The organism is Labilibaculum sp., assembly GCF_041595635.1.
Lineage (GTDB): Bacteria > Bacteroidota > Bacteroidia > Bacteroidales > Marinifilaceae > Labilibaculum.
The window spans coordinates 19655-45371 of sequence record NZ_JBFHJW010000033.1 but is presented as its reverse complement, the minus strand read 5'-3'; the positions used below and the strand labels follow the sequence as shown (position 1 = coordinate 45371).

General features: G+C 37.6%; 22 protein-coding genes. 12 read left to right on the top strand and 10 right to left on the bottom strand.

Going from position 1 to position 25717, the window contains the following annotated elements; genetic code table 11:
* Positions 1-492, top strand: a 492-nt coding sequence (locus tag ABYT26_RS10755; RefSeq protein WP_372753708.1) for an ATP-binding protein, incomplete at its 5' end; no start/stop codon positions are given.
* Positions 493-557: 65 nt separating this feature from the next.
* Here the strand turns inward: ABYT26_RS10755 and ABYT26_RS10750 are convergent.
* Complete coding sequence (locus ABYT26_RS10750; RefSeq protein ID WP_372753706.1) at positions 558-854, bottom strand: hypothetical protein; 297 nt, start codon at positions 852-854, stop codon at positions 558-560.
* 455 nt (positions 855-1309) lie between these two features.
* Here ABYT26_RS10750 and ABYT26_RS10745 point away from each other — a divergent pair, with 455 nt between their 5' ends.
* Positions 1310-2359, top strand: coding sequence for a quinone-dependent dihydroorotate dehydrogenase (locus tag ABYT26_RS10745; protein WP_372753704.1), 1050 nt, complete (start codon positions 1310-1312; stop codon positions 2357-2359).
* Positions 2360-2447: 88 nt separating this feature from the next.
* Here the strand turns inward: ABYT26_RS10745 and ABYT26_RS10740 are convergent, their stop codons facing one another.
* Positions 2448-5393 carry a DNA polymerase III subunit alpha gene (locus ABYT26_RS10740; protein WP_372753702.1) on the bottom strand — a complete coding sequence of 982 codons (2946 nt, stop codon included), beginning with the start codon at positions 5391-5393 and terminating at the stop codon, positions 2448-2450.
* 150 nt (positions 5394-5543) lie between these two features.
* Positions 5544-6767, bottom strand: a complete 1224-nt coding sequence (dinB, locus tag ABYT26_RS10735) for a DNA polymerase IV (protein ID WP_372753700.1) — start codon at positions 6765-6767, stop codon at positions 5544-5546.
* 73 nt (positions 6768-6840) lie between these two features.
* On the opposite strand from dinB, the gene ABYT26_RS10730 reads away from it, so the two are divergent.
* The 4 genes from ABYT26_RS10730 (at position 6841) to ABYT26_RS10715 (ending at position 10154) form a co-directional block, all read left to right on the top strand.
* Positions 6841-7551, top strand: a complete 711-nt coding sequence (locus ABYT26_RS10730) for an XRE family transcriptional regulator (RefSeq protein WP_372753698.1) — start codon at positions 6841-6843, stop codon at positions 7549-7551.
* Positions 7552-7711: 160 nt separating this feature from the next.
* Positions 7712-8545, top strand: a complete 834-nt coding sequence (locus ABYT26_RS10725) for a nitroreductase family protein (protein ID WP_372753696.1) — start codon at positions 7712-7714, stop codon at positions 8543-8545.
* Positions 8546-8707: 162 nt separating this feature from the next.
* Positions 8708-9343: a flavodoxin family protein gene (locus ABYT26_RS10720; RefSeq protein WP_372753695.1), complete on the top strand. Its 636-nt coding sequence runs from the start codon at positions 8708-8710 to the stop codon at positions 9341-9343.
* A gap of 298 nt (positions 9344-9641) precedes the next feature.
* Positions 9642-10154 (top strand): lactoylglutathione lyase family protein, encoded by a 513-nt coding sequence (locus tag ABYT26_RS10715; RefSeq protein ID WP_372753693.1) that lies wholly within the window; start codon positions 9642-9644, stop codon positions 10152-10154.
* Here the strand turns inward: ABYT26_RS10715 and ABYT26_RS10710 are convergent.
* On the bottom strand, positions 10130-10504 hold the full coding sequence (locus tag ABYT26_RS10710) for a winged helix-turn-helix transcriptional regulator (RefSeq protein ID WP_372753691.1): 375 nt from the start codon (positions 10502-10504) through the stop codon (positions 10130-10132). The genes ABYT26_RS10715 and ABYT26_RS10710 overlap by 25 nt on opposite strands.
* Positions 10505-10909: 405 nt before the next feature.
* Here ABYT26_RS10710 and pflB point away from each other — a divergent pair, with 405 nt between their 5' ends.
* From pflB to ABYT26_RS10695, 3 genes are all read left to right on the top strand, one after another.
* A complete protein-coding gene (pflB, locus tag ABYT26_RS10705; RefSeq protein WP_372753689.1) occupies positions 10910-13138 on the top strand; it encodes a formate C-acetyltransferase in 2229 nt (742 codons plus the stop codon).
* 127 nt (positions 13139-13265) lie between these two features.
* Positions 13266-13991 carry a pyruvate formate-lyase-activating protein gene (pflA, locus tag ABYT26_RS10700; protein ID WP_372753687.1) on the top strand — a complete coding sequence of 242 codons (726 nt, stop codon included), beginning with the start codon at positions 13266-13268 and terminating at the stop codon, positions 13989-13991.
* 59 nt (positions 13992-14050) lie between these two features.
* On the top strand, positions 14051-14899 hold the full coding sequence (locus ABYT26_RS10695) for a formate/nitrite transporter family protein (protein WP_372753685.1): 849 nt from the start codon (positions 14051-14053) through the stop codon (positions 14897-14899).
* A gap of 104 nt (positions 14900-15003) precedes the next feature.
* Here the strand turns inward: ABYT26_RS10695 and purT are convergent, their stop codons facing one another.
* Both purT and ABYT26_RS10685 read right to left on the bottom strand, forming a co-directional pair.
* Positions 15004-16173, bottom strand: a complete 1170-nt coding sequence (gene purT, locus ABYT26_RS10690; RefSeq protein ID WP_372753683.1) for a formate-dependent phosphoribosylglycinamide formyltransferase — start codon at positions 16171-16173, stop codon at positions 15004-15006.
* Positions 16174-16357: 184 nt separating this feature from the next.
* Entirely contained in the window at positions 16358-17008 is a 651-nt protein-coding gene (locus tag ABYT26_RS10685) for an HD domain-containing protein (RefSeq protein ID WP_372753681.1), read from the bottom strand.
* 171 nt (positions 17009-17179) lie between these two features.
* Between ABYT26_RS10685 and ABYT26_RS10680 the strand changes: the two genes are divergently transcribed.
* A complete protein-coding gene (locus ABYT26_RS10680) occupies positions 17180-17938 on the top strand; it encodes a hypothetical protein (protein ID WP_372753679.1) in 759 nt (252 codons plus the stop codon).
* Between the two features lie 355 nt (positions 17939-18293).
* Positions 18294-19484, top strand: a complete 1191-nt coding sequence (locus tag ABYT26_RS10675) for a mechanosensitive ion channel (RefSeq protein WP_372753677.1) — start codon at positions 18294-18296, stop codon at positions 19482-19484.
* A 57-nt stretch (positions 19485-19541) separates the two neighbouring features.
* On the opposite strand, the gene ABYT26_RS10670 is transcribed toward ABYT26_RS10675, so the two are convergent.
* From ABYT26_RS10670 to ABYT26_RS10655, 4 genes are all read right to left on the bottom strand, one after another.
* Positions 19542-19784, bottom strand: coding sequence for a hypothetical protein (locus ABYT26_RS10670; protein ID WP_372753675.1), 243 nt, complete (start codon positions 19782-19784; stop codon positions 19542-19544).
* A 108-nt stretch (positions 19785-19892) separates the two neighbouring features.
* Positions 19893-20921, bottom strand: a complete 1029-nt coding sequence (locus ABYT26_RS10665) for an ATP-binding cassette domain-containing protein (RefSeq protein WP_372753673.1) — start codon at positions 20919-20921, stop codon at positions 19893-19895.
* Between the two features lie 145 nt (positions 20922-21066).
* Complete coding sequence (locus ABYT26_RS10660) at positions 21067-21774, bottom strand: GTP-binding protein (protein WP_372753671.1); 708 nt, start codon at positions 21772-21774, stop codon at positions 21067-21069.
* A gap of 100 nt (positions 21775-21874) precedes the next feature.
* Positions 21875-23161 carry an ABC transporter substrate-binding protein gene (locus ABYT26_RS10655; protein ID WP_372753669.1) on the bottom strand — a complete coding sequence of 429 codons (1287 nt, stop codon included), beginning with the start codon at positions 23159-23161 and terminating at the stop codon, positions 21875-21877.
* A 394-nt stretch (positions 23162-23555) separates the two neighbouring features.
* Between ABYT26_RS10655 and ABYT26_RS10650 the strand changes: the two genes are divergently transcribed.
* The gene (locus tag ABYT26_RS10650; protein ID WP_372753667.1) at positions 23556-25715 is read left to right on the top strand and encodes a gliding motility-associated C-terminal domain-containing protein; all 2160 of its coding nucleotides are present in this window, start codon (positions 23556-23558) and stop codon (positions 25713-25715) included.
* Positions 25716-25717: the final 2 nt, after the last annotated feature.

The window sequence follows — 25717 nt, the reverse complement described above, 5'->3', positions numbered from 1 at the left end:
GAACGCTTGGATGTGGAACTGATTTATCGAGATATAAATGTTGATTTTGAAAGACCGGGCAAAAAGCCAGCTTGTTTCAGATGTTCGTGGCATAGACGGACTAGCTTATTTAAAATGACTGATGAATTTAAATGCAATAAGCTTGCTTTGGGACATCATATGGATGATGCCATTGAAACTCTTCTAATGAACATGATGCATCAAGGGGCTATTTGCAGTATGCCAGCCAAGTTAAGTATGTTTCAAGGCAAGATTATTCTAATTCGCCCATTAATTTTATTGAAAAATTCTGATATGCAGGAATATAGTAGAATTAGAAAGTTTGTACCAGAAAAAAAATCTTGTCCACACGAAGATGTCACTAAACGCAAAGAGACAAGTAAGATGATTGAACGTATCGCAGGAGATGATTCGCGGATCAGAACCAATATGTTCCGATCTATGAGCAATGTTCAATCGGAATATCTGCCTATTATCCCTACTAAAATCTAAATCACAAAAAAACTAAAAGCTTCTCTGTCCTTTAGGTTCATCTATTTTACATTCTCTATTTTCACCTACTCTCCAATTGCCTTGCGAAAAGAATTGGCTCGCTCCACAAAATCTTCAAATTCGCCATATTCAATAAATCGGCTCACATTCCCTTTGCATTTTATGCAATTCCCTCGAATCAGAATATCATTCGTTCCATTTAGAATGTTTTCCTTCACATCAACACCTTCCACACAAACATCTTTACAATGCACACAGTAGGTTCCTTCCTGCACAATGTATCGGTAAGCTTCTGCCTCCTCTTCGTTAAGCAGTACATGCAACTGAAAACGATTCAAATTTATCTCTTTTAAGTCAAGCATAGTTTTACTTTTTATTCTACAAGCGGAAGTATCCTATTTCACCAAAACTCCACTCGCCTCCTTTTTGTTTGTTATCCTGCAGCAGCTTTCTGCCTGTTTCAACATATCTATTCTCAAAAATAGTAAAATTCATTAATATGTTTATTCCAAATTCACGAGCTAATATCAAACTAAATAGCCTTACTTTCTCAGGTAGTCAATTCTTTTGTATGAATTTCTTAAAAGCAAATACGAAACTAACAAAATAATTACCACATGAAAACTTATATTGACAATGGATCCCCTTTCACAACTATTTACAACAGCATTTTTTTACAAGCATTGAGAAAACACACCTACAAATAAACTTTCACTTATAATAAGCACAAAAACACTACGTAAAAAGCTGCACAAATAAAGATAAAACACTCTTTTACTTTTAAAAATCCTTCTATCTTTGTATAAAATTTAAAGCAATGAGTTTATACAAATTTGCCATTCGGCCCATTCTTCTTCAATTTTCTCCGGAACGCATTCATCACTTTACCTTTACCTGCTTCCGTTTGTTTCAGAATATCGGCCTTATTCGGTCTCTTGTTTCGGCTCAGTTTAGCCTGAAAGATGCATCCTTAGAAAGAGAGCTTTTTGGACTAAAATTTCCGAATCCGGTAGGTTTAGCCGCTGGCTTAGATAAAGATGCCGAAGCATTTGATTTCCTGGGAAACATGGGCTTTGGCTTTATCGAAATTGGCACACTAACCCCAAAAGCTCAACCAGGAAACCCAAAACCACGATTATTCCGTTTTGTTAATGATAAAGCTTTATTGAATCGTATGGGATTTAACAACCACGGAGTTGAAGATGCTGTGAAACGCTTGCGAAAGAAAAAAAGCAATATTATTATTGGAGGAAACATTGGCAAGAACAAAAATACACCCAACGAACAAGCTACTGATGATTACATCAAATGTTTTGATGCTTTGTATCCTTATGTAGATTATTTTGTGGTGAATGTAAGTTCTCCCAACACTCCTAATCTTCGTGAATTGCAAGGAAAAAAGCCACTGCAAAAACTTCTGAATGAGATTATGGATTTGAACAGAAGCAAAGAAAAAACAAAGCCTGTTCTTTTAAAAATTGCCCCCGACGTAAACCATTCTCAACTAGATGATATCATCGAAATTGTGCAGACAACTAAAATTGATGGTATTGTTGCCACCAACACCACCATCTCCCGAAGAGGACTAAGCTATCCGAAAAGCAAAGTTGAACAAGTGGGAGACGGAGGCCTAAGTGGACAGCCATTGCGAGAAAAGTCCACGCAAGTAATTCGTTACATACACGAAAAATCGGCAGGAAAAATTCCAATTATTGGTGTAGGCGGAATCCTGAGTAAGGAAGATGCTTTAGAAAAATTAGAGGCAGGCGCTTCCTTGATTCAGATTTACACAGGCTTTATTTACGAAGGACCTGCGTTGGTCAAAGCGATTAATAAGGAGTTGATCCGAAAAAGTCAAAAAGTTTAGAAAAGTCAAATGGTTTAACACTGCAGTCAAAAATAAAAACCACTTATAGAGTTTCGTAAATTCATCATTATTAATTCTTAGCTCCTAATTATTCAGTCATATCCTCGAGGCTTACATTCGACATTCGCTCTAGTTTATTCACTTCAATGCTTACAAATCCGTATTCTTCAGTAACTTTTCCTTCTATGCAATAGCAACCAGGTCCCCGAAAGGGATATTCTTTGGCTACAGGTGGAAAATGAACAGTATCCACCCAATGACCATCCAGATCGATCCAGGTTCCAAAATACATGATTTTACCATTATTTGTTTTTGTTGGTTTTCGATGAATCAGATAAGCCACAATACGAACGTATCGATTAATGAGCCTAGGCAAATGGCAAGCTTTTAAATCTGAAGGCAATTCATCTTTCACCAATTCGAAAGGCGAGCGTATGGATAAACCCAAAAGCTCAATCTCATCAAAAGCGTCCTCTAAATGATGTTTCCACAATTCAGGCAATTTAAATTCCTTTACTTCAGTTTGAAACAATGTTTTTTCAGGTTGGGTCTTTTTACTATACCCCATTAAATAATGCGCATCCCAAAGCAATTCTTTTTTACCTTTCCCTGTAAAACGGAAAGCTCCTACTCGAATTAAAATAATCAACTGTTCCAAACTAATAGGAAATCGCTTGATGAAATCCCTCAAACTGCTAAAAGCTCCATTTTCCCTTCGCTCACGAATCAGACCTTTGCCTGTTCCCTGCTCCAAATCGCGCAGAAGATAAAAGCCCAACCAAATGCTTTTTTTATCAATAATATTCACCCAAAAACTACCATTCACACAAGGAGCTTCCACCACAGCTCCGTGCATAAGCGCATCGTGCAGATAGAGTTGCGGCGAATAAAAGCCACCACCATTGTTCAGAGTAGCCACCATGTATTCCAAAGGATAGTAGGCTTTTAAGTACAAAGCCTGAAAACTTTCTACCGCATAGCTGGCAGAGTGACCTTTGGCAAAAGCATAATTGGCAAAACTCTCTATCTGTCGCCAAATATCCTGCACAATAGCATTAGCATAACCTTTTTGCTTGCAATTGAAAAAAAACTTGTCCTTTACCTTACTAAATTCGTTGCGCTGTTTAAATTTCCAGGACATTCCCCGACGCAAAATATCGGCCTCATCGAGCGATAAACCAGCAAAATAATGTGCTACCTTAATCACATCTTCCTGATAAACCATCACGCCATAGGTTTCCTCCAGAATTTGATACAAAGCAGGAATTTCACGCCGAGCCTGCTCTCTTTTGCTTTCATCCTGAAAACGGATGATGTATTCCCGCATCATTCCACTTTGTGCGACTCCGGGTCGGATAATGGAACTAGCCGCCACCAATCGCTTGTAATCTTCGGCTTTTAGTTTGGTCAGTAACATGCGCATAGCCGGCGATTCCACATAAAAACAACCAATGGCTTCTCCCTTCTTCAGCATGCGCTTTACCCGCACGTCTTCCATAAACAATTTTGTGTTGTGAATGTCGATATCGATGCCATGATTTTGCTTGATAATGGCAAGCGTATCCTTAATTTTTCCCAAACCACGCTGACTCAGAATATCGAACTTGTGCAAGCCCAAATCTTCGGCAATGTACATATCGAACTGAGTAGATGGAAAACCTTTGGGCAAAAGCTCTGTCGCTGAATAGTTGCTTATGGGCTTATCGGATATTAAAATCCCACTGGAATGGATGCTGCCATGACTTGGAAAACCAGCGATATACTGACTGTAACGAATCACCCATTTTCCATACTCATCGGCCTGATTGGGATTGGGATTTTTTTGCAAGCGAGTAATTTCCTCATCAGGCAAACCAAACACTTTACCTATTTCGCGAAAGGCAGATTTATGATTAAAAGTGATAAAAGTCCCCAGCAAAGCCACACGATCCCAACCATATTTATCAAACAGATAGCGAGTCACATCATTACGGTCGGTCCAGGAAAAATCGATATCAAAATCGGGAGGAGAACTGCGAAAAGGATTAATAAAACGCTCAAAGTAAAGATCTAGATCAACCGGATCGACATTGGTTATTCTCAAAAGATAAGCCACCAAACTATTAGCGCCACTTCCTCGTCCTACGTGGTAATATCCCATGCTCATGGCATATTTTACCAAATCCCAATTGATCAGAAAATAGGAACAAAAATTCAATTCTCGAATTACTTTCAACTCTTTGTTCAAGCGATCTAAAACCTCATCGGTTACTTGCTTGTAGCGATAAGTTAATCCGGCAAAAGCCTCTTGTTTTAGTAAGGCAAAATCCTCTTCCTCGGAACTCGTAAAACGCTTTTTATTTTTATTGCTGCCAAATTCAAATTCCATGCTACAAGTAGCTAAAAGCTTTTCTGTATTCTCTATAATCTTCGGATATTCCTTGTAAATCTCTAAAAGTTCACTTCTGATTCGGTATCTATCCTCAAAATTGGCCTGCTCGTGTTTTTCGAGTTTGCTTAGCAAGCTATTTTTATCGATGGCACGTAGTAAGCGATGAATGTTGTAATCGCGCTTGTTCCGAAAGCTCGCAGTTTGCAAAACCACCAACTTCTCCTGATTATTTTTCCATGCAGTAAATGGCAAACGAGTCAAGTCCTGAGGACTCACCCCTAAGTATTCATACTCCTTTAAATCGCAAACTTGCGAAGAGAAAGGATAAACAACATAAGCCTGTTTAAAATTAGGTGCTTTTGCCTCAAACGCTTTTTTTTCATGCAAATGTGCTGTTAAAAACTCATTGATCTCGCAAAATCCATCTGTATTTTTAGCAATGGCAATATATTCTTGTTTTACTCCATTTCGAAAATCAACGCCCACCACAGGTCGAATACCAAATTCCTCGCATCGACGCACAAAATCGAGACTTGCCGCAGTATTATTGATATCCGCTAAGGCAATAGTCGTGAAGCCTCCCAAAACAACTTCTTGTAAAAGCTCTTCGGTGGAAAGTGTTCCGTATTTAAAGCTGTAGTAGCTGTGGCAATTCAACAACATATTCTGTAAACAATTAAAAATTAATTTCGACAATCGAAAACAAAAGAAGTGAGAGCCTGAAAAGTAAAAAGTAGGCTAACCCTTACCCCAAAAAGGAAAATTCATCAACACTAACTTCACACCTCTTAATTGACAATTCTTCATTTTTAATTACCAATTGTTTTGTCTTCGGTGTGCTGGAATAATTGGTGCTTGTCCGTTAAAAGGATTCATGCCTCCAATATTTTTCGATCCCATGGCAATGGCACGTTTCACTGCATTTTGTCCATAACGATTACGCACATAATCCATGGCCTGATACAACTTGATTAGTTTTTCGGAGTCTTCGAAAAGGCGAATTTGATAGGTTCCACCCACCAGATTGCTAAAACGGACACCAATCAATCGTATCAGCACTCGGCGCTCGTACACCTTGTCGAACAAGTCGAGCACCACTGCAATTAGCGTATGATCTAAAGATGTGTAAGGAATTCGCTTCTGTTTGGTATAGGTTTGAAAATCGGAATAGCGAACTTTCAGCGACACACAAGCCGTTAGTTTATTTTCTTTTCGCAGCTGATAAGATAAATTTTCAGCCATCGCCACCAGTAAACTGCGCAATTTTGCCACATCGGTGGTATCTTTCTCAAAAGTCCGCTCACTTGAGATGGATTTTCTTTCGCTCCAACCAACAACCGGAGTATTGTCAATTCCCTGCGCTTTCTTCCAAATTACGCCTCCATTTTTTCCCAACACTCCCTCCATTAGTTCCATGGGCATTTCCTGAACGGTTTGAATTTTCTCTACGCCCATGCTTCGCAGCTTATGATAAGTTTTGTCGCCTACCATGGGAATTTTCTTGATGGAAAGTGGTGCCAGAAAAGGCATTTCCTTTCCCTCGGGAATTTCGATGCAATTATTAGGTTTGGCTTCACCCGTTCCTACTTTCGAGACTGTTTTGCTCGTAGACAATCCGAATGAAATGGGCAAATGCGTTTCCTTCAAAATAGTTTCCCGCAATTCTTTCGACCACAAATAACTAGTCTGTACAAAACGATCCATTCCGCTAATGTCAATGTAAAACTCATCGATGGATGATTTTTCGAAAATAGGCGAACGTTCCTTTACAATTTCGGTTACCATATTCGAAAACTTGCTGTAGGTTCCGCTATCCCCTCTAATCACAACGGCATCTGGACACAATAGCCGAGCCATTTTCATTGGCATGGCAGAATGAATACCATACACGCGCGCCTCGTAACTACAGGCTGCCACAACACCTCGATCGGATGCTCCACCAATTAGCACTGGCCTATTATTCAAGCGACTGTCCAACAACCGTTCACAAGACACAAAAAAAGTATCCAAATCCATATGCACTATCGTTCTTCTCATTCCATGTCGATATTTTCGTCAATATTTCGTCTATAATCTAGTCTATTATTCCTATCTTTGAAAAAAAGAAGCTATGTTTTTTGCAAAAAATATCAAATTCCTTCGTCAGCGCAGGAAGAAATCCCAAGCCGATTTATCAGAGCAACTGGGCATTACAAGAACCACTTTGGCAGGATATGAAAAAAGTGTTCAGCCTCCATTTCGGGTCTTGATTAAATTCGCCGAGTACTTTGCTGTATCTATCGATGCATTGATCAGGTATAACCTACAGGAACTCTCAGAATTTCAGCTTTCGCAGATAGAAGATGGATTCGATATTGATGTAACAGGGAAAAAATTACGCCTGCTCACGATTTCTGTCGATCGCAAGGGAGAAGAAAATATTGAAATGGTTCCCTTAAAAGCTCAGGCTGGCTACACCAACAGCTATGGAGATTTGGAATTTATTGGCTCGCTGCCCAAATTCTCGCTGCCTTTTTTGCCGAAAGATAAAACCTACCGCAGCTTTCAAATTAAAGGAGATTCGATGCTTCCTATTCCCGAAGGAGCTTGGGTAACGGCTTCCTTTATTCAGAACTGGGAACTGATAAAAGATGGAACGCCCTGCATAGTTGTAACTCAGGATGATGGCATTGTATTTAAAGTGGTGTACAAACAATTGGTAAAAAACCAAACGCTTCTTTTGGTCTCCTCGAACCGCAACTACAAACCTTACGAATTTCCCATTAAAAATATCGTTGAAATCTGGAAGTTTGAAACCTACAATGGCTTTGAAATTGCTTAAACTAAATCCATTAAATACAAACTATCCTCGAAACTTAGAAAATTGATAGTGCGAACATACCAGCAATTAAAATCAGGCTCTGACAATTATGCTTTCTCTCGATAAATTCCGCAGAAACTATATCTTTGCGATTTAAAACAAGCTTATTCAAGAGAAAGAGATGTTAGATTTTAAGATAGAAGAAGAGAAATGCATTGAATGCGGCCTGTGTGCATCAGATTGTCCAGTAGGAATTATAGAAATGAATCCAAAACCGATAATTCGGGAAGAAAAGGAAAAAAACTGCCTAAAATGCCAGCATTGCTTGGCCATTTGTCCGACTACAGCACTTTCAATATTAGGCAAAAAACCCGAAAATAGTGTCTCTACAAAAGCAGAAATGCCATCCCCCGAAGCTATCAGTAGATTAATAAAAACAAGACGATCCATACGAAAATACAAAAAGGAAAATTTGGATAAAACATTGATTCAGGAACTCTTGGATACCGCATTTTATGCTCCCACAGGACATAACGAAAATGCCGTTTTGCTTTCTGTAATCGATAATTCTTCTGATCTTTCTCTTTTCAGAGAAAAAGTATACGAAGCTATTTTAACGGCTAAAGAAAACGGAAGCCTTGCAAAAAAATACAACCTTCTATCTGTAATGCAGAGAATATGGGCTAAAAATGGCAAAGACATCATTTTTAGAGATGCACCACACTTGCTCATTGCCTCAGCGCCTTCAAAAGGATCATCTCCCGAAGCTGATTGCTTGATTACCCTATCCTACTTCGAGCTTTTGGCCACCACCCATGGCATAGGAACCCTTTGGAATGGGATGATTAAATGGGCCATTAACGACATAGACCCGAGCTTGCGAAAGCTGATCGGAATCCCTGAAAATCATACCATAGGTTATGTAATGATATTTGGAAAGCCTGCAGTAAAATATGCACGAGGAATTCAATCAGAAGGTTCACAAGTAAATCGAATTAGTTTACTAAAAAAATAACAATATGGTAATTACTTATTAAATAAGTTCAAAAAGAACTATTTTGGATGATTCCATCATTATTTTAGTAAAACATTGTAAATAATTCCTATTTATCTTTGTATGCTGATGTCTAAAAACAATTGATATTCATCTAAATTTAAAACAACAAAATCAAGAAAAATGAAAGTAGTCGCATTTAACGGAAGTCCTAAAAAAGAAGGGAATACCTATCACGCACTAAAATTAGTTTGTGAACAATTGGAAGAAAAAGGAATTGAAACAGAAATTATAAGTGTTGGCAATAAGAATGTAAAAGCCTGCACCGCTTGTGGGATGTGTGCCAAAAATAAAGACGAAAAATGCATCATCAAAAATGACGATGTCAACCTTTGGATTCAGAAGATGAAAGAGGCCGATGGTATTTTGCTTGGTTCTCCTGTTCATTACGCTTCTTTAAGTGCAAGCATGAAATCATTTCTCGATCGTGCATTTTATGTAAGTGGTGCAAACGGAAACTTGTTTCACCACAAAGTTGGCGCTTCGGTAGTAGCCGTTCGTCGTTCGGGAGGCTTACCCACCTTTAACGAATTAAATAATTATTTGAACTACTCCGAAATGATGATTCCAAGTTCGAATTATTGGAACGTAATTCATGGAACCACACCTGGTGACGTTTTACAGGATGAAGAAGGAGTTCAAATCATGAGAGTTTTAGGTAAAAACATGGCTTACCTTATGCAATTAATAGAAAATGGCAAAGGAAAAGTAGAAGCTCCGGAATTAGAGAAAAAAACCTATACCAACTTTATTCGATAACATCCTCTGAGAACAAAAATCGATATCAAATACAAACGGTCAATACACACAATTGGCCGTTTTTTTGCACTAAAAATTTTAACAAATAATTAACAAAGCCAAAACAATCTATCTCTCAGCAATTAACACATCTATGTTCTCTAGTTTCACGTATGTAAGGTATTGATTGAGAGTTATAATTCAACTATTCTTGTACCGTAATAACAATTAGAATATGAAATATAACAAAACATTTTTTTCACTTTTAACAGCAAGCTTACTGCTAGTATCATTTGTTGTTAATGCAAAAAATAAGGACATGAAATCAGAAACAAAAGAGTACCCAAAAGCCTTTTCACATATTGGAATTACTGTTCCAGATTTGGACAAAGCAGTTGAATTTTACACCGAAGTAATGGGTTTTTATATCATTATGCCACCTACCGAGATTGTAGAAGAAAATGAAACCGCAATTGGGAAAATGTGTATTGATGTATTTGGCGAAGGATGGGGAACTTTTCGCATTGCCCACCTTTCTACTGGAGATCGAATAGGAATTGAATTGTTTGAATTCAAAGAAAGCAAAGAAAACAAACCACGATTTGAACCTTTCAAATCCGGATTGTTCCACTTCTCAATTCAGGATCCTGATGTAGAAGGATTGGTGGCAAAAATTGTAGAACATGGTGGCAAACAACGCATGCCAATCAGAGAATATTATCCAGGAGAAAAACCGTACAGAATGTGTTACGTTGAAGATCCATTTGGAAATGTTTTTGAAATATATTCTCACTCCTACGAGCTTCACTACTCTCCAGGAGCATATAAGTGATTCTCTTTAGCAAAACTTTGTCCCCATTTATCCAACTCAAGGATGATGGGGATAATTGTTTTTGCTAAAGGACTTAGCTCATAAACAACCTTTGGTGGCACCTCAGGATAAACTTCACGTTTAACCAAGCCATCTTTTTCCAGAGCTCTAATAGAAAAAGTAAACATACGATTGGAAAGTCCCTCAATTGACTTTTGTAATTCTCCCGAACGCATTCCTCCATCCTTTAGATGGAACAATATCAACGACTTATATTTATCTCCAATCAAGCGAAGCGCAAAAGCCAAAGAACATTTGTATTCATTACCATCGTAGTTAATCACCTTAGTATCTTCGCTTTCCTTTCCCATCTCAAATAAAATTTTATTTACAAAGATAAACAATTACAAACTTGCAGCCCTTTTCCCCACATCCCATTTTCTAAATTGTTTCCATCTTACATCAATTAAGAGCTTTTAGCATATCCATTCTAAATTACATGTTTTTTAACACATTTCAGACTTTCACCAAAGCTTTATTAAACCTAGAACTTTCCATCATTTTCTGATAGGCATCTCTATCAATCACTATTAGTAGGTATTGTGAGTAAAAATAGAAAAACGTTTCTTTGCACTTTCAATAAAAAAAGAGTTTTTTGTCTTTTTATTTTAGTCAAAAAAAAAATATCTAAAAACTCTTAACAGATCAAAATATAAGGCGAACAAATTCCGTCAAATAGTTTGTTCCATTCAAGCATAGTCAAATTCAGTACAAGAATGAAAAGAAAGCAATTTAAAGCCGGTGAATGGCAAAAAACAATTAACGTAAGAAATTTCGTTAGTAACAATTTAACTTCTTATACAGGAGATGCTTCATTTTTAACAGAAGCAACAGAACGCACAAAAAAACTGTGGGATATCTGCAAAGAAGCAGTTAAAGAAGAACGTGCAAACAATGGAATCCGCTCTATTGACACCGAAACAGTATCAACAATTGCGTCTCACGGAGCTGGATATATCGACAAGTCATTAGAGTTAATTGTTGGTTTACAAGCTGATGAATTACTTCGCCGAGCAATGAAACCTTATGGTGGCATTGCTGTTGTAGAAAAAGCATGTACCGAGCAAGGTCTTGAGGTATCGGATCGTGTTAAAGATATTTTCCATAACTATGCAAAAACTCATAACGATGGTGTTTTTGATGCCTACACAGCAGAAATTCGCAAGTTCCGCTCCTTAGGTTTCCTTACCGGATTACCAGACAACTACGCTCGTGGTAGAATTATTGGCGATTACCGTCGTGTTGCCTTATACGGCATCGATCGTTTGATTGAAGCTAAAAAAGAAGATTTATCGGGTTTAACAGGAAGCATGACTGATCACTTAATTCGTCTTCGCGAAGAAGTCTCAGAGCAAATCAAAGCTTTAACTCAAATTATAAAGTTGGGAAATAAATACGATTTAGAGTTGAATCGTCCGGCTGAAACAGCACAGGAAGCTATCCAGTGGGTTTATATGGGATACCTTGCTGCAGTAAAAGAGCAAGATGGAGCTGCAATGTCATTGGGTAACGTTTCTACCTTCCTTGATGCATATATCAACAGAGATTTAGAGGCAGGAATTATCACAGAGGAATTTGCACAAGAAATGTTGGATCAATTCATAATGAAATTGCGTATGGTTCGTCACTTGCGTATGAATGCTTACGATGAGATTTTTGCTGGGGATCCCACTTGGGTAACTGAATCTATTGGTGGTAACACCCTTGACGAAAGAACTAAGGTTACAAAAACTTCTTTCCGTTTCCTAAATACATTATACACTCTTGGAGCTTCTCCTGAGCCAAACATGACTGTTCTTTGGTCGGATACTTTGCCTGAAGGGTTCAAAAAATTCTGTGCTCAGGTTTCTATCGATACTTCTTCTATACAGTACGAAAACGATCAGTTAATGACAGATACTCGTAAATCGGATGATTACGGTATTGCTTGTTGTGTTTCGTACCAGGAAATTGGAAAACAAATTCAGTTCTTTGGTGCACGTTGTAACTTGGCTAAAACGCTTCTTTTAGCATTAAATGGCGGACATTGTGAAAAAACAGGAACTCAATTGATCAAAGGAATTCCAGCTTTAACCAGCGATGTGCTAAACTTCGACGAGGTAATGGCAAACTATAAAATTGCGATGAGAGAGATGGCTCGTGTTTACAACGATTCTATGAACATCATCCACTACATGCACGATAAGTATTACTACGAAAAATCTCAAATGGCCTTGGTAGATACAAATCCTGCTGTCAACCTTGCTTACGGTATCGCCGGTCTTTCTATTGTTGCCGATTCATTATCTGCAATCAAAAATGCTGATAAAGTAATTGCTATTCGTAATGAAGATGGCTTAACTTGTGATTTCAAAATCGAAGGTGATTTTCCATTCTATGGAAATGATGATGATGCAGTAGATTGTTTTGCTGTTGAAATTCCAGCCATGTTTAATGCTTTATTAAAAGAGCTTCATACCTATAAGAATGCTGAACCAACCATGTCTATTCTAACCATTACATCTAATGTTGTTTATGGTCTGAAAACTGGTGCGACTCCTGATGGCAGAGCTGCTGGTGTACCTTTCGCTCCTGGAGCTAATCCAATGCACGGACGTGATAAGAATGGTGCAATAGCTTCTCTGAATTCTGTAGCTAAAATTAACTACGAAGATTCTTTGGATGGTATCTCTAACACTTTCTCAATTGTTCCTAAATCATTAGGGGCAACTGCAGAAACCCGTCAGGAAAATTTGGTTACCATGATGGATGCTTACTTTACAAAAGGAGCTCACCACCTAAATGTTAATGTTCTGGATCGTGCCATGTTAGAAGATGCAATGGAGCATCCTGAGGAATACCCACAGCTTACTATCCGTGTATCGGGATATGCAGTAAACTTTGTTCGTTTAACTCGTGAGCAACAACTAGAGGTAATCTCTCGTAGTTTCTTCGAGAAAATGTAGAAAAGAACAGACAATTCTTTTTAATTATCAATGAGTAATTAAGAATAAGGTCGCTGATGTAAGGCCAGCGACCTATTTTTTTACTACTCATTCACTTAATCTGATTTCACCTATTTAGTACACAAGTATGTTAAACGTTCATTCTTTCGAATCATTAGGAACTTACGATGGACCAGGCATTCGTCTGGTAGTATTTTTGCAAGGTTGCGCATTTAAATGTTTATACTGTGCAAATCCAGACACCATAAGTTTTAAAGGCGGTACACCAACACCTCTTGGCGAGATCATGCGTAAAGCTCGTAACCAACGTCCATTCTTTGGTAAAATTGGTGGCATTACCATTTCGGGTGGAGAACCCCTTTGGCAAGCTGGCGAACTCAAAATACTTTTTAAGCAACTGAAAGAGGAAGGTTTTAACACCTGCATCGATAGCAATGGGAATGTTCTTTCGAATGATGTAAAAGAATTACTGGAACATACCGATTTGGTTCTTCTTGATATCAAGCACATCAACCCCGATTGGCATAAAAAAATTACCGGTAAACGTAACGATACAACATTAAAGTTCGCTGAACACCTTCGCGAGAAAAATATAAAAGTATGGATGCGTTACGTTTTAGTTCCTGGCTATTCCGATCAACCGGACTTCCTGCACGAAATGGGCAAACACTTTCAGGAATACGGGAACATTGAGAAATTAGAGATTCAACCCTATCACACATTAGGAGTTCACAAATACGAACATCTAAAAATGGAATACAAACTAGAAGGTGTTCCTGAAAATACGCTTGAACAATTAGAGACTGCCAAAGAAATTTTCTCTCAGTATTTCAAAGAAGTCATCATAAATTAATTAACAATTTATAATTAGAAATTACTAATTGATAGTTGCTCATTATTACCTGAATAGAAATGTTATTTCGAAAACCAACCGATACTATTGATGTTGAGAATAAAGAACCGATTGCTGTAAGTCAACAAGGATTCAATTCTCCAAAAGAAACCGTTGCAATAGTAAACCATACTGCAGAGACAAAAGCAAAGACCGCTCCAAAAAAAGTATTCGTTTTAGCGCTGCTTGCTGGTGGATATATTGCAATGGGAAGTTTATTGGCCCTGGTAGTAGGTGGTGCAATGCCCGGTTTAGCGGCTTCCAACCCGGGCTTACAAAAATTCTTTTTTGGTGCTGTTTTTCCTTTGGGTTTAATTCTTTGTGCCGTTGCAGGTGCAGAACTATTCACAGGAAATACTGCCTACTTTATTCCTTCCCTTCTTTCGAAACGCATGTCGATAAAAGTACCCTTAAAAAATTGGGGAATTGTTTACATCGGAAATTTTATCGGATCAATAATCGTTGCTTACTTTCTGGTTTACCTTACTGGAACATTACTAAATTCTCCTTCGGTGGATTCTGCCATTAACATCGCCATTGCAAAAACCTCTAATCCATTCTACAAAACCTTTTTGAAAGGTGTTGCGTGTAACTGGATGGTTGCCTTAGCCATGTGGCTGGCCTATGCCGCCAAAGATATTGCAGGTAAAATTTTAGGAATTTGGTTTCCTGTTATGGCCTTTGTTGCCATGGGATTTGAACACTGTGTAGCCAATATGTTCTTTATTCCTGTTGCTATCTTTCATGGATCAGATATTACATGGATGGATTTTATTGTAAAAAATCTTATTCCAGCAACTCTTGGCAATATTGTAGGAGGAGCTTTGTTTGTGGGAACTTCCTACTGGTATGTGTTCGATAAAAAATAACTGTTAGCTGTTGGTACAAAATTAAATTCCTGTACCCCGCAGCTGGTAAAATAAAAGGATGCCCAATCACTCAGGCATCCTTTTGTATATCTTTAAAAAAGCACTTATTTATTTTTTACCGTAACCTGAGCAGCCATTTCTTTGGCCTGATCAACACAATTAAAAACATTTGTACCAACTGTATTGTATGCTAAAGTAACGCCCATTCTTCGATACTCGCGACTGGTAGGTTTCCCAAACAAACGCAAATCTGATTTTGGATATGCTGCAGCTTTTTCAAGACCTACAAAGTAAGGATTTGTTCCTTCGTGATTGGCAAGAATAACAGCACTTGCTCCTACTCTTTCCAAGGTAATTTCAGAAATTGGTAAGCCTAACACGGCACGACAATGCAACTCAAACTCACTAAAGTTCTGCGTTCCTGCAAGGGTAACCATTCCTGTATCGTGCGGACGAGGAGATAATTCTGAAAACACAACTCCATCTTCACAAATAAAGAACTCAACTCCCCATAATCCGGCTCCGGTTAAAGAAGCTGTTACCTTTGCTGCCATATCCTGAGCAACTTTAATATCAGCATCAGAAACTACGGCTGGCTGCCAGCTTTGTTGGTAATCGCCACGCTCCTGAACATGACCAATTGCAGGACAAAATAAAGTCGGCCCATTTTTTTGTGTCACTGTAAGCAAAGTAATTTCCGAAGTAAATTTCACAAAGGCTTCAACAATTACATCTCCAGAATCGCCACGACCTTTCGATCCGGCAATGTCCCATGCCTTTGCAATATCATCCTGACATTTAATTACCGACTGACCTTTCCCCGATGAAGACATTAAAGGTTTCACTACACATGGCATTCCCACTTCCTCAACCACTGAATACATCTCCTCCAAAGAGCCCGCATACAAATATTTTGCAGTTCGAATGCCCAAATCTTTAGCCGCCAAATCGCGAATAGCTCTTCGATCCATGGTGAAATTCGCTGCCTTTGCACTTGGAACTACCTGAATACCTTGCTTCTCGTAATCGTAAAAACGCTCGGTACGAATGGCCTCTATTTCCGGCACAATTATATCTGGCTGATGCTTTGCAACAATTATATCAAGAGCCTCACCATCCAGCATATTAATCACCTCGAATGCATCGGCTACCTGCATGGCAGGCGCTCCCTCGTAACTGTCAACGGCAACTATATTTTGTCCCAAACGCTGAGCCGCAATAACAAATTCTTTTCCCAGTTCTCCCGAACCCAACAGTAAAATTTTCTTTACCATAGCTTACTTTCAATTTATCGGTGGATATTAGTTCAATGGTTATTTTCTTTACTAAAGTTGCAAAATTACATTCATTTTTTCAGAAATGCAGATTCTAGTCATTCCAATTCTTCGCTTGCACTGAATTGTTGATACAATTACAACAAATAGTTACTGATAAAATAAAACTTATTGAAACCATTACCTACTTTCCCTCCCATTCCTCATAAAATTCCGCAAGGTAAAGAAGCATAAATGCATGGCGCTTTTCGGCCATGGCTTTTCCTGCTTCAGTATTCATCCGATCTTTTAGCAAGAGTAATTTTTCGTAGAAATGATTGATGGTTGGAGCCGTACTGTTTTTGTATTCCTCTTTGCTCATATTTAAATCAGCAGGAATGCTAGGATCATAAATGGCTCTATTTTTATGTCCTCCATAATTAAAGGTTCGAGCAATACCAATGGCTCCAATAGCATCCATACGATCGGCATCCTGCACCACATCCAGCTCTGGAGATTTAAATTTCTGTTCTTCCTTTCCTCCTTTAAAAGAAATGTTCCTGATAATGTTCACAACATGCTGGATTGTTTCCCCATCCACAGCTAGTGAAGATAAAAATTCTTGAGCCAAGCGTGGTCCTACTTCCTCATCGCCATTGTGAAATTTAGAGTCAGCAATATCGTGAAACAAAGCACCTAACTCTACCACAAACAGGTCTACATCTTCGCTTATAGCCAAATGTTTGGCCGATTTCCACACCCTATAAATATGAAACCAATCGTGCCCGCCTTCGGCATTGGCAAGTGTTTTCTTTACAAATTCTATGCTTTGTTCTATGATCTTTTCCTTATCCATTTCTACTGATCTTACTTTTTGTGAGCTTGAAGATAAAAATTTAAATGCAAATCAATCCAGTATGCCCACTCCCAAAAGCTTCCATTCATACTATGCATCTAGCATCGAAAAATATTTTTAAAACCCAACGGAGCAATCAACCCACAAAACGAGTTTCTTTTGCTCTAAAAAATGACGAACTTTGTGGAGAAGTATTTTTCAGTTATGACAGAAAAACCAGCCCACAACTTTAAGGTGGACAAGCACATAGGAGGTAATTTAAAAGCAGAAATAGAATCCCTGCAAAAGGAATTGGAGCTGATTAAGCAAAAAACAAATGCTTTTGAAGCCTTAATTCGTTCGCATTTGATCAAGGAAATAATTGAAATGCAAGAGCTTAGTATACTTTACAAAAAGTTACAACAAGCAAAAAAAGCAAAACGAAAAGAACAAAAACAACGCGGAAAAAACTACAAAGAACCTGTTGGAATTAAACCTCTTATATCCAAACCAAAGACGACTCAAAGTCCTGAAGAGAAAAAAGAAATCAAACGCTTGTATCGCGAAGCCATGCTGCAAATACATCCCGACAAATTTTCATTGGAAGAAGAAAAAATTGATCTTTCGACCGAATTATGCAGCAAACTAATAGATATTTATCAATCGGGAAATTTATTGGAATTACAATTATTTCATCGCCACATTATCAGCGGCAATGCTATGAATAATGTGTCCTGCAAAAATATAGTTGCTCCTATTTCGGGCTTAACAGATGCTTATCTGAGAAAAGAAAAAGAGCGAGTAAGCAAGCTACTCCTTATTGCCAAAAACAAACACTGCTACAAAGTGCTCACCGAATACACCAATCCTCTTCTATTTGTTGATGAGCTGAAAATTTACTACACTGACAAAATTGCTAAATTGAGAAAACGAACTCGAAAAGCTTTGTAAAAAATAAGCCTTCCTATCTCGAATACCTAGAACCTAAAATCCAATCAAAAATCATAGAATGTAGCCATAGGAGCTCATTAGCAATAGCTATTTCGATAACAAAAGACAACATATATCCAATTAAAACACTTATCGACTACCTATTGACATGAAGAATTATATTCCGTAACTTACTTTAAAAGAATAGGTTTAATTCATGTTTATTTCAGACCTATTCTTTCTCTTTTGCCTTTTAGCGCGCTCTAGTTTCTTTCCTGTTCACTTTACATCGTGAGTTTTAGGATAAACAATACTCTCTCTTATTTACTTATTGATTTATAAACTCAACTAATTATTAACACCAAAATAGAATCTTATGGAATACATTGGAAATTTACTAGAGCCCTTAATGGAAAAAATGGGGAATCTGCTACCCGGCGTATTGGGTGCCCTACTTGTACTTATAATCGGCTGGTTTATCGCATTGCTCATTAAGCGGGCGATTTATTCTCTTCTACACAAAATGAAACTAGATGAAAAGGTAAACAAAGAAGGAGAAAATAAATTAAAACTGGAACGCGGGCTCAGTAAACTCGTGTACTATCTGGTAATGCTTTACATTGTTCTTCTGGTTCTAAATATCATGGGAGTGAAAGAAGCGCTTGCTCCTTTAAACATGATGCTTAACGATTTTCTTAGTTTTGTTCCCAACCTGATTGGAGCCATTATCATTGCATTTGCCGGCTATGTAATAGCCAAAATCGTCTCTGAACTAATTGGTTTGGTAGCCAATTCCATCGAAAAAGCGACCCTAAAAATGGGCTTTACTCAAGATATTGATTTAGTAAACATCATCAAACAAATTCTTTTCCTCTTTATATTTATTCCCATACTGATTGTAGCTTTGGATACACTGAAAATGGAGGTTATTTCGGCCCCAGCAACAAAAATGCTTCAAACTTTCTTGCTGGCCATTCCAAAAATAATTGGTGGAATTATTGTGTTGGCAGTGTTCTATATTGTTGCAAAATTTTTAGTTCCTATTCTAAAAAGCCTTTTAGAAAACCTGGGGTTCGATAAACTATCCGAAAAAATGGGTTTTCAAAATATTCTAGGAGAAAACAGCTCCCTTTCTAAATTGATTGGTAGCATCGTGTTTTTCTTTATCATGTTTGCCGGAATAATTTCCTCTCTCGAGATTATGGAGTTTACTGCCATAGTAGATATTCTAAGCACATTAATGGCACTTACCGGACAAATTTTCTTTGGATTGGTTATTCTGGCCATTGGTAATTTTGTGGCTAAACTTGTTTACAAAGCTCTTTCCGAATCGGAAGGAACTAAAGGAATTGCCGGAATTGCCCAATTTGCAACCATGATTCTTTTTCTTGCCATTGGACTTCGATCAATGGGTATCGCCAACGATATTATCAACCTTGCCTTTGGATTGATACTAGGTGCTATTGCTATTGCTGTTGCCCTTTCCTTTGGCTTAGGCGGACGAGAAGCTGCTGGCAAACAGATGGAACACATTCTAAAAAAGTTCCGAAATGAAGATAAAAAATAACAAGCAAAAAAGGGTACGCAAACACGTACCCTTTTCAATCTCTTCCTCCAAAACGATTTAGTATCCTACCCCCGCAGCCATAACGTTATTCGGATCGAAAGCATGGCAAGGAGTTACTCCGTGTACCATGTCGCATTTCGGGCAATGTCCTTCAAATTCTTCCATAGTAAATGTTTCCTTGCAACCATGGCATTCAATATCCAAAGGCATTGGCATTAATTGCTGAGCAAAACCCATCATTCTTACTTTATCAACTACTTGTTTTCCGTTTTCGAAACTTCCTGCGCATCCGTCGTGCATAATTATATCCTCCTTTTATATTAGGTTTAAAACTGGAGATCTTAGAATTCATCCCATTTCAAAACCTGATCTTATTTTTATTCTTACTTAATAATTCCTAATTCAATATTAGAAGCCAATGTCTTCCTTCTGAATGATTTCTCCTTGACGCAATCTGGTTCTCATGTTCTGAACCACTGCATCCATACGTTCCAAATCAACCAATAGCTTTCTCTCTTCCTCACTGGTTTCAATCACTTTGTGAATACCACCGTTCTTAATCACAATTCGCTTATCACCCATTAGTGCCAAAATAGGATCGTGAGTAGCCATCAAAACAATTTTTTCTTCCCCTATTAACAAATCGAGGGCTTTTTTCCGATCGATACCGGCATTTTCAATCTCATCAATCAAAATAATAGGCGACTTACTTAAAATTGCAGTATCGGCAATCATTAAAGCTCGCGACTGACCGCCACTCAAGCTGGTTATGGGGGTTGTCAATTCAAATTTTTCTCCCGCCAATTCATTTGCCTGATTAAAAATCTTCAAAATCACATCTTCTACATCTTCTACCAGACGACTTTCGGCATGCAATTCGATGAATTCATATACCGTTAGATCCATCACAAAATTCATATTCTGCGACAGCTGAGCCACTAATTTATGCCCAGAACTCACCCGCCATTTTTTATCGCCCATTTCTTCATTCACCAAAATAGTTCGCGAAGTAGGTGTATCTTTTTGTGCTACCCATTCAATGTCTGCAAGCAATCTGCTTTTTCCCGATCCGGTAGGGCCAACAATACAAACAATCTCACTTTTACTAATTTTTAACTCACCAAACTGTTCTGCTTCTCCCGATTTGTTGGTTCCTGGCAATATACTAATACTGTGCACGCCATCATCCTCATCTTCCCCCAAGAATTCCAACATCTGCGAAATATAAACGCTCATAGATTCCAAAAGCTGATCCTTATTAATTGCCCGATTCTCTTGCTCTTCCTCATCATCCAAAAAAGAAAGGTAATCTTCTAACTTCTCATTTATTTGTCCGTTTACCTCCAAAGTATTTTCTTCGAAAAATCCGGGAAGAAAAGGATATTGCTCAAACAAATCAGCAATTGTTTTTTCTTGTATATCTTGAATTGTGACCATCTTGTTAATTTAAAACTATTAAACCCTATTCTCCTGTCGGGTTTCCCTTAAAATAGTAAAAGTCCTAATTTTACATTTATATATTCGAATCAAAGTCTTCCCTTTTAGGGACAGTTCCGATAAGCGAAAGTATACAAACTAATGCTTACTTCTTCCCATTTTTATCTTCCATATCAATCTTGCGAACATTTCCCATCTGATAACTTTCGCCAATTCTTGTTTCGCCCAAGCAATAGGAACAAAGAGCAGATGGCATTGAGAATCGTAGTTTTTTCCCGACCAAAGTCTTCACTTCCGTTTTTTCATCATAAAGTAAAGTACTTAGCTCATATGCTCCCTGTCCGGTTAATCCATTCACGTGCATAATGCTGGCACCAGGATTTACCTGATTCACTCGTGATGCAAAAACTTCTCTTTCGGCCTGCGAAACAATATCTCCCTTGGTAATAATCACAATATCAGCCGATTTCAACATCGGACCAATTTTTTTTGGTGTATTAATTCCACTCAAATTATCGATTACGCAAACCGCTGTAATACTTTTAACATAAGGAGAACAACGATTACACAAACCTGCACTTTCAGTGATCAACAAATCCAAGCCCTCTTTAATTCCCCATTGTGTTACTTCTTCGATATTACTCACAAAATAATGATCGGGACAAAGAGAACCAGACAATCCTTTTTTCACTTTCACCCCTGCTTTTTCATACAAAATATCATCATCGGTGTATAAACAGTCGAATTTTACAACCCCCACTTCCAATCCACGTTTCTGCAAAGAATCGATTGTTTTCAATATCACCGCTGTTTTTCCTGATGATGGAGGTCCTGAAACTGTAACTAAGTTCATATCTGGTATACTTTACATTCTTAATTCATATTTTCGGGTTTGCATTTCAACCCGCTATCCTAATAAGATCTCCTCTCAAAACAAGGAAAATTGCTAGCAGTTAATTTTCTGGAGTATAATTCAAAGGTCCCAAATTTGCAAAAGATTCATCCTGAATAGCTTTTTTAAAGATGCCATCGCATTTGCGAATCAATGCGCCAATGTCATTCTTGTTGATGTAATCCCAGCCCAACCACATAAATTTATTTTCTTCGGGTAATTTGTTCTCTACTTCAGGATTGATACTCGGAAACAAACCTTGGTGCGAAAGAATTTCACCTACTCCTTTGGAAGCAAAGAAATCGATTACCGGCTGAGTTTTCTCCAATTTATCTTTCTTTGTTAGCATGAAGATGGGACTAATAATAGCTCCATCTTCGGGCCAAACAGCAATCATGGGTCCACCTACCTTCACCATCTTGGTAAAAAAATATGGCATAATAGTAATGGCTGGCTTCTGATTTTTTTTGGTATGCGATTTCACCATTTGCGATGGATGCATGCTCTCAAGCAAACAAGTTCCCAAGCCTCTTACTCCTTCTTCTCCATAAGCTTTATAGATGTGAAGCAACATGGAATTGAACAAATCGAAATCGCTAATGGGCAAACTCACGCTGCGCTTAAATTCTGGCTTAAAAATATCTGCCCAGGTTTTTGGAACAGGCCTATCGCCCAATTCATCTTTGTTCACCAAAAATACAGCAGGAACCACTCCAATCATGGAATAATGTCCTTGTGGATCTTTCAAGCAAATTTCATCATTATCAAAATCTTTGTTCAAACGGTCAAAACCAGTGCTGTCTTTAAAAATCCCCTGTTTCTTAAATTTCCCCATCAATTTATCATCGAAAAACAGATCGAAACCTGCAGAAATAAAGATATCAGCCAAATGATCAGTATTCTCCTGATTGATCACATCATCAATCAACCAATCCAATCCCATGGAAGCGGCTTTTAGATCGTATACAATCTCGTTTTTGTGCTCCTTTTCATATTCTTCAATAAAAACATCAATTCCTTCTACCAAAGGAATTCGAACCGGACAAGGCAATAGACCCTGTACGTGAATAGAATCGGCATTTTGTTTTTTGAAATTCTGGTTTAAATCACCATCTACCTGATTTCTATTCAGATCAATTCCTTCCACAAGTAATGCAGAAAAAGTATCCACATTCAACTTTTTCATCTTCAAAGCTAAATCTAAGGAAAGAGATTTACCAAAGACTGCTCTTTTCGCCTCGTCCTCCAATTGCTTGAACCCATTGGCAACAAAAATTTTGATTGTCTCTGGATACTGAGTACAAATGTCAAGCAAACTATCAGTGGTCTTAAAATATTTATTCTCCATCTTTTAAACAGATTTTAGGTGATTTTCTGATACAAATATAGATAGCTACAAAAAAGGAAACTGTAACCGATGTTACACATCTGAAATTTAATTCATAAAAAAGTAAACAAAAGAAGAAGCAAAAGCGTAAAAATCATGACAAACATGCGACTATAAGTGATTAATTGTTATTTTGCATAGATTAATGTAAATTTTATTCATCATTTAGATTACAGATTTAAAATCAGTAAAAACATTTTTTTCAGAATAAACAGCCATCGAAAATATGATTCGAATGAAACGCCAACACAAGCTTATACTTACTAAAATACTTTTTGTTTTATCTATACTGTGTTGCGCGAGCCATGTATTTTCCCAAAATGATACACTTCAAATTAATCCTGATTATTCCATTATGTATTGCTCCGCCAACAATGGTAGAACCTTAAGCAATCAGGAAATACAACTTCTACTTGAGGGACCCGAAGATAAAAATTGGTTTGCTAGTTATTCCATAAACGAAGGACCAGCCATCACTATGAACGATGGCAATGCCATTGAACTTTCCGAATACAAATTATCGCTATACCTAGAAAATAATTCTGGCAGCTCACAATATTACACTATTAAATTTATAAATGCCTGGATCGAAGACCTTACACCCATTATTATTCCTGAAAAATTCCAATCTTTAACTCTACAAATCTTAGCATTGGCAAGTCCAGAAATTAGTGATTATTCATCCTTGGTAAAAACCAATTCTACCCAAACCTATACTGCAGAAATTGGCAAATATTCCGGCTATTCTCTATCTATTCCCGAGAATGCGACTCTATTAGAAACGGAATGTAAAATAGTAGATAACAATCAGGAAATAGATTTTAAAATTAAATGGTCAGAAGAGGAAGTTATCAGCTATTTTAAATTGATTGAGACAGACCCATTTGGCTGTAATAGCGACACAATCTTTGCAGGAGTTGAAACCGTAGATAGTTTTCAGATTTATTTTGAAGACAGCATTTCCATTTGCGAAGGAGATAGCATTTCACTTGAACCAAGCATTGATTTGGTCTCTGATTATTCATATTCTTGGAGTACTGGAGAAAATACGAAAGACATTACTGTAGATCAGGCTGGAATTTACGAGCTAACAGTAACCGATTTAAATGACAATCAAACAGTCACAAGAAATGTGGAAGTGCAAACTAAATTATCTCCCATTATAAACATAGAAGATTACTTGGTTGTGGAGGATGAAAACCCAATTATTGATGCTTATGAAGAAGGTGCTAGCTATTTATGGTCAGATGGTTCTACGGATTCAGAATTGGAAATAAGTCAATCAGGCAACTATTCCATAACTGTAACATCGAGAAACAGCTGCAGTTCCAGCAAATTTTTTTCAGCAAAACTAAAATCGGACTTGTTTGAAATCAATTTGCCAGAAATCATTCACATGTGTGGAAACGAAAAATTAATTTTAAAACCTAGTCTCTCTATCGATCAAAACTACAAATATGAATGGAATGATTCCTCAACAGTATCATCAATAATCGTCTCCGAAGCTGGTGAATATGAGGTAACCGTTACGGATCCTGATGGGTTCACACAATCAGCAAATACAAATGTTTTTTATCATTCAAATCCCATTGTTGACTTGGGCAAAGATTTAACTCTTTGGGAAGGAGAAAGTACTTCTTTAGATGCTGGAAATAAAGATGCTAATTTCCTTTGGAATACAGGAGAAACCAATCAAATTATTGAGGTTGATTCTGGCGGTATGTATAGCGTTGAAGTATCGGATGAATTTGCGTGTTCCAACAAGGACAGTCTGTTCATTGAATATAAAAATGGACAAAAATTCGAATTTTTCCTGGGCGAAGATCAATCTATCTGCTCGGGGGATTCCATAGAACTACAGCCCTTGCTAGAAGGAAATCCTTTGTATCCCCTAAGATACAATTGGCTGGGACTTGGAAAATCATCCGAGAGAATACATGTTTCAGAAAAAGGCAATTACTGTTTAGAAATAACCGATTCAAATGGCAATACCGAATCGGATTGTGTTAAAATTACAATCTTACCTACTCCTATGGTTAATTTAGGACAAAACTTAGAAAGTTTCGAAAATAAAAAAATTATTTTAAATGCAGGTGCTCCAAACTGCCATTATAAATGGGTTACCGGGGATATTACTCAAAACATTACTGTTAAAAAAGAGGGTGAGTACTGGGTAAAAGTAAGCAACAATTCGAATTGTTCTGCAAGTGATACCATAACAGTTAGCTTCCGTAAAAACTATCCTTCCTTTGGTTTACCTAATGCTTTCTCTCCCAATGGAGATGGACACAACGACAAATTATTTATTCGTGGGGAAAATGTAAAAGAAGCCACTTTAATTATTTACAATCGATTAGGGCAGAAAATTTTCGAATCCTCCAATATTAATAATGGTTGGGATGGTTCTTTCAAAGGCAAGCTGCAAGGTATGGATGTTTACGTTTACCTACTTGAAGTTACTTTTCTCGATGGAAAAAAAATAAATAAAAAAGGCAACGTTGCACTACTTCGCTAATT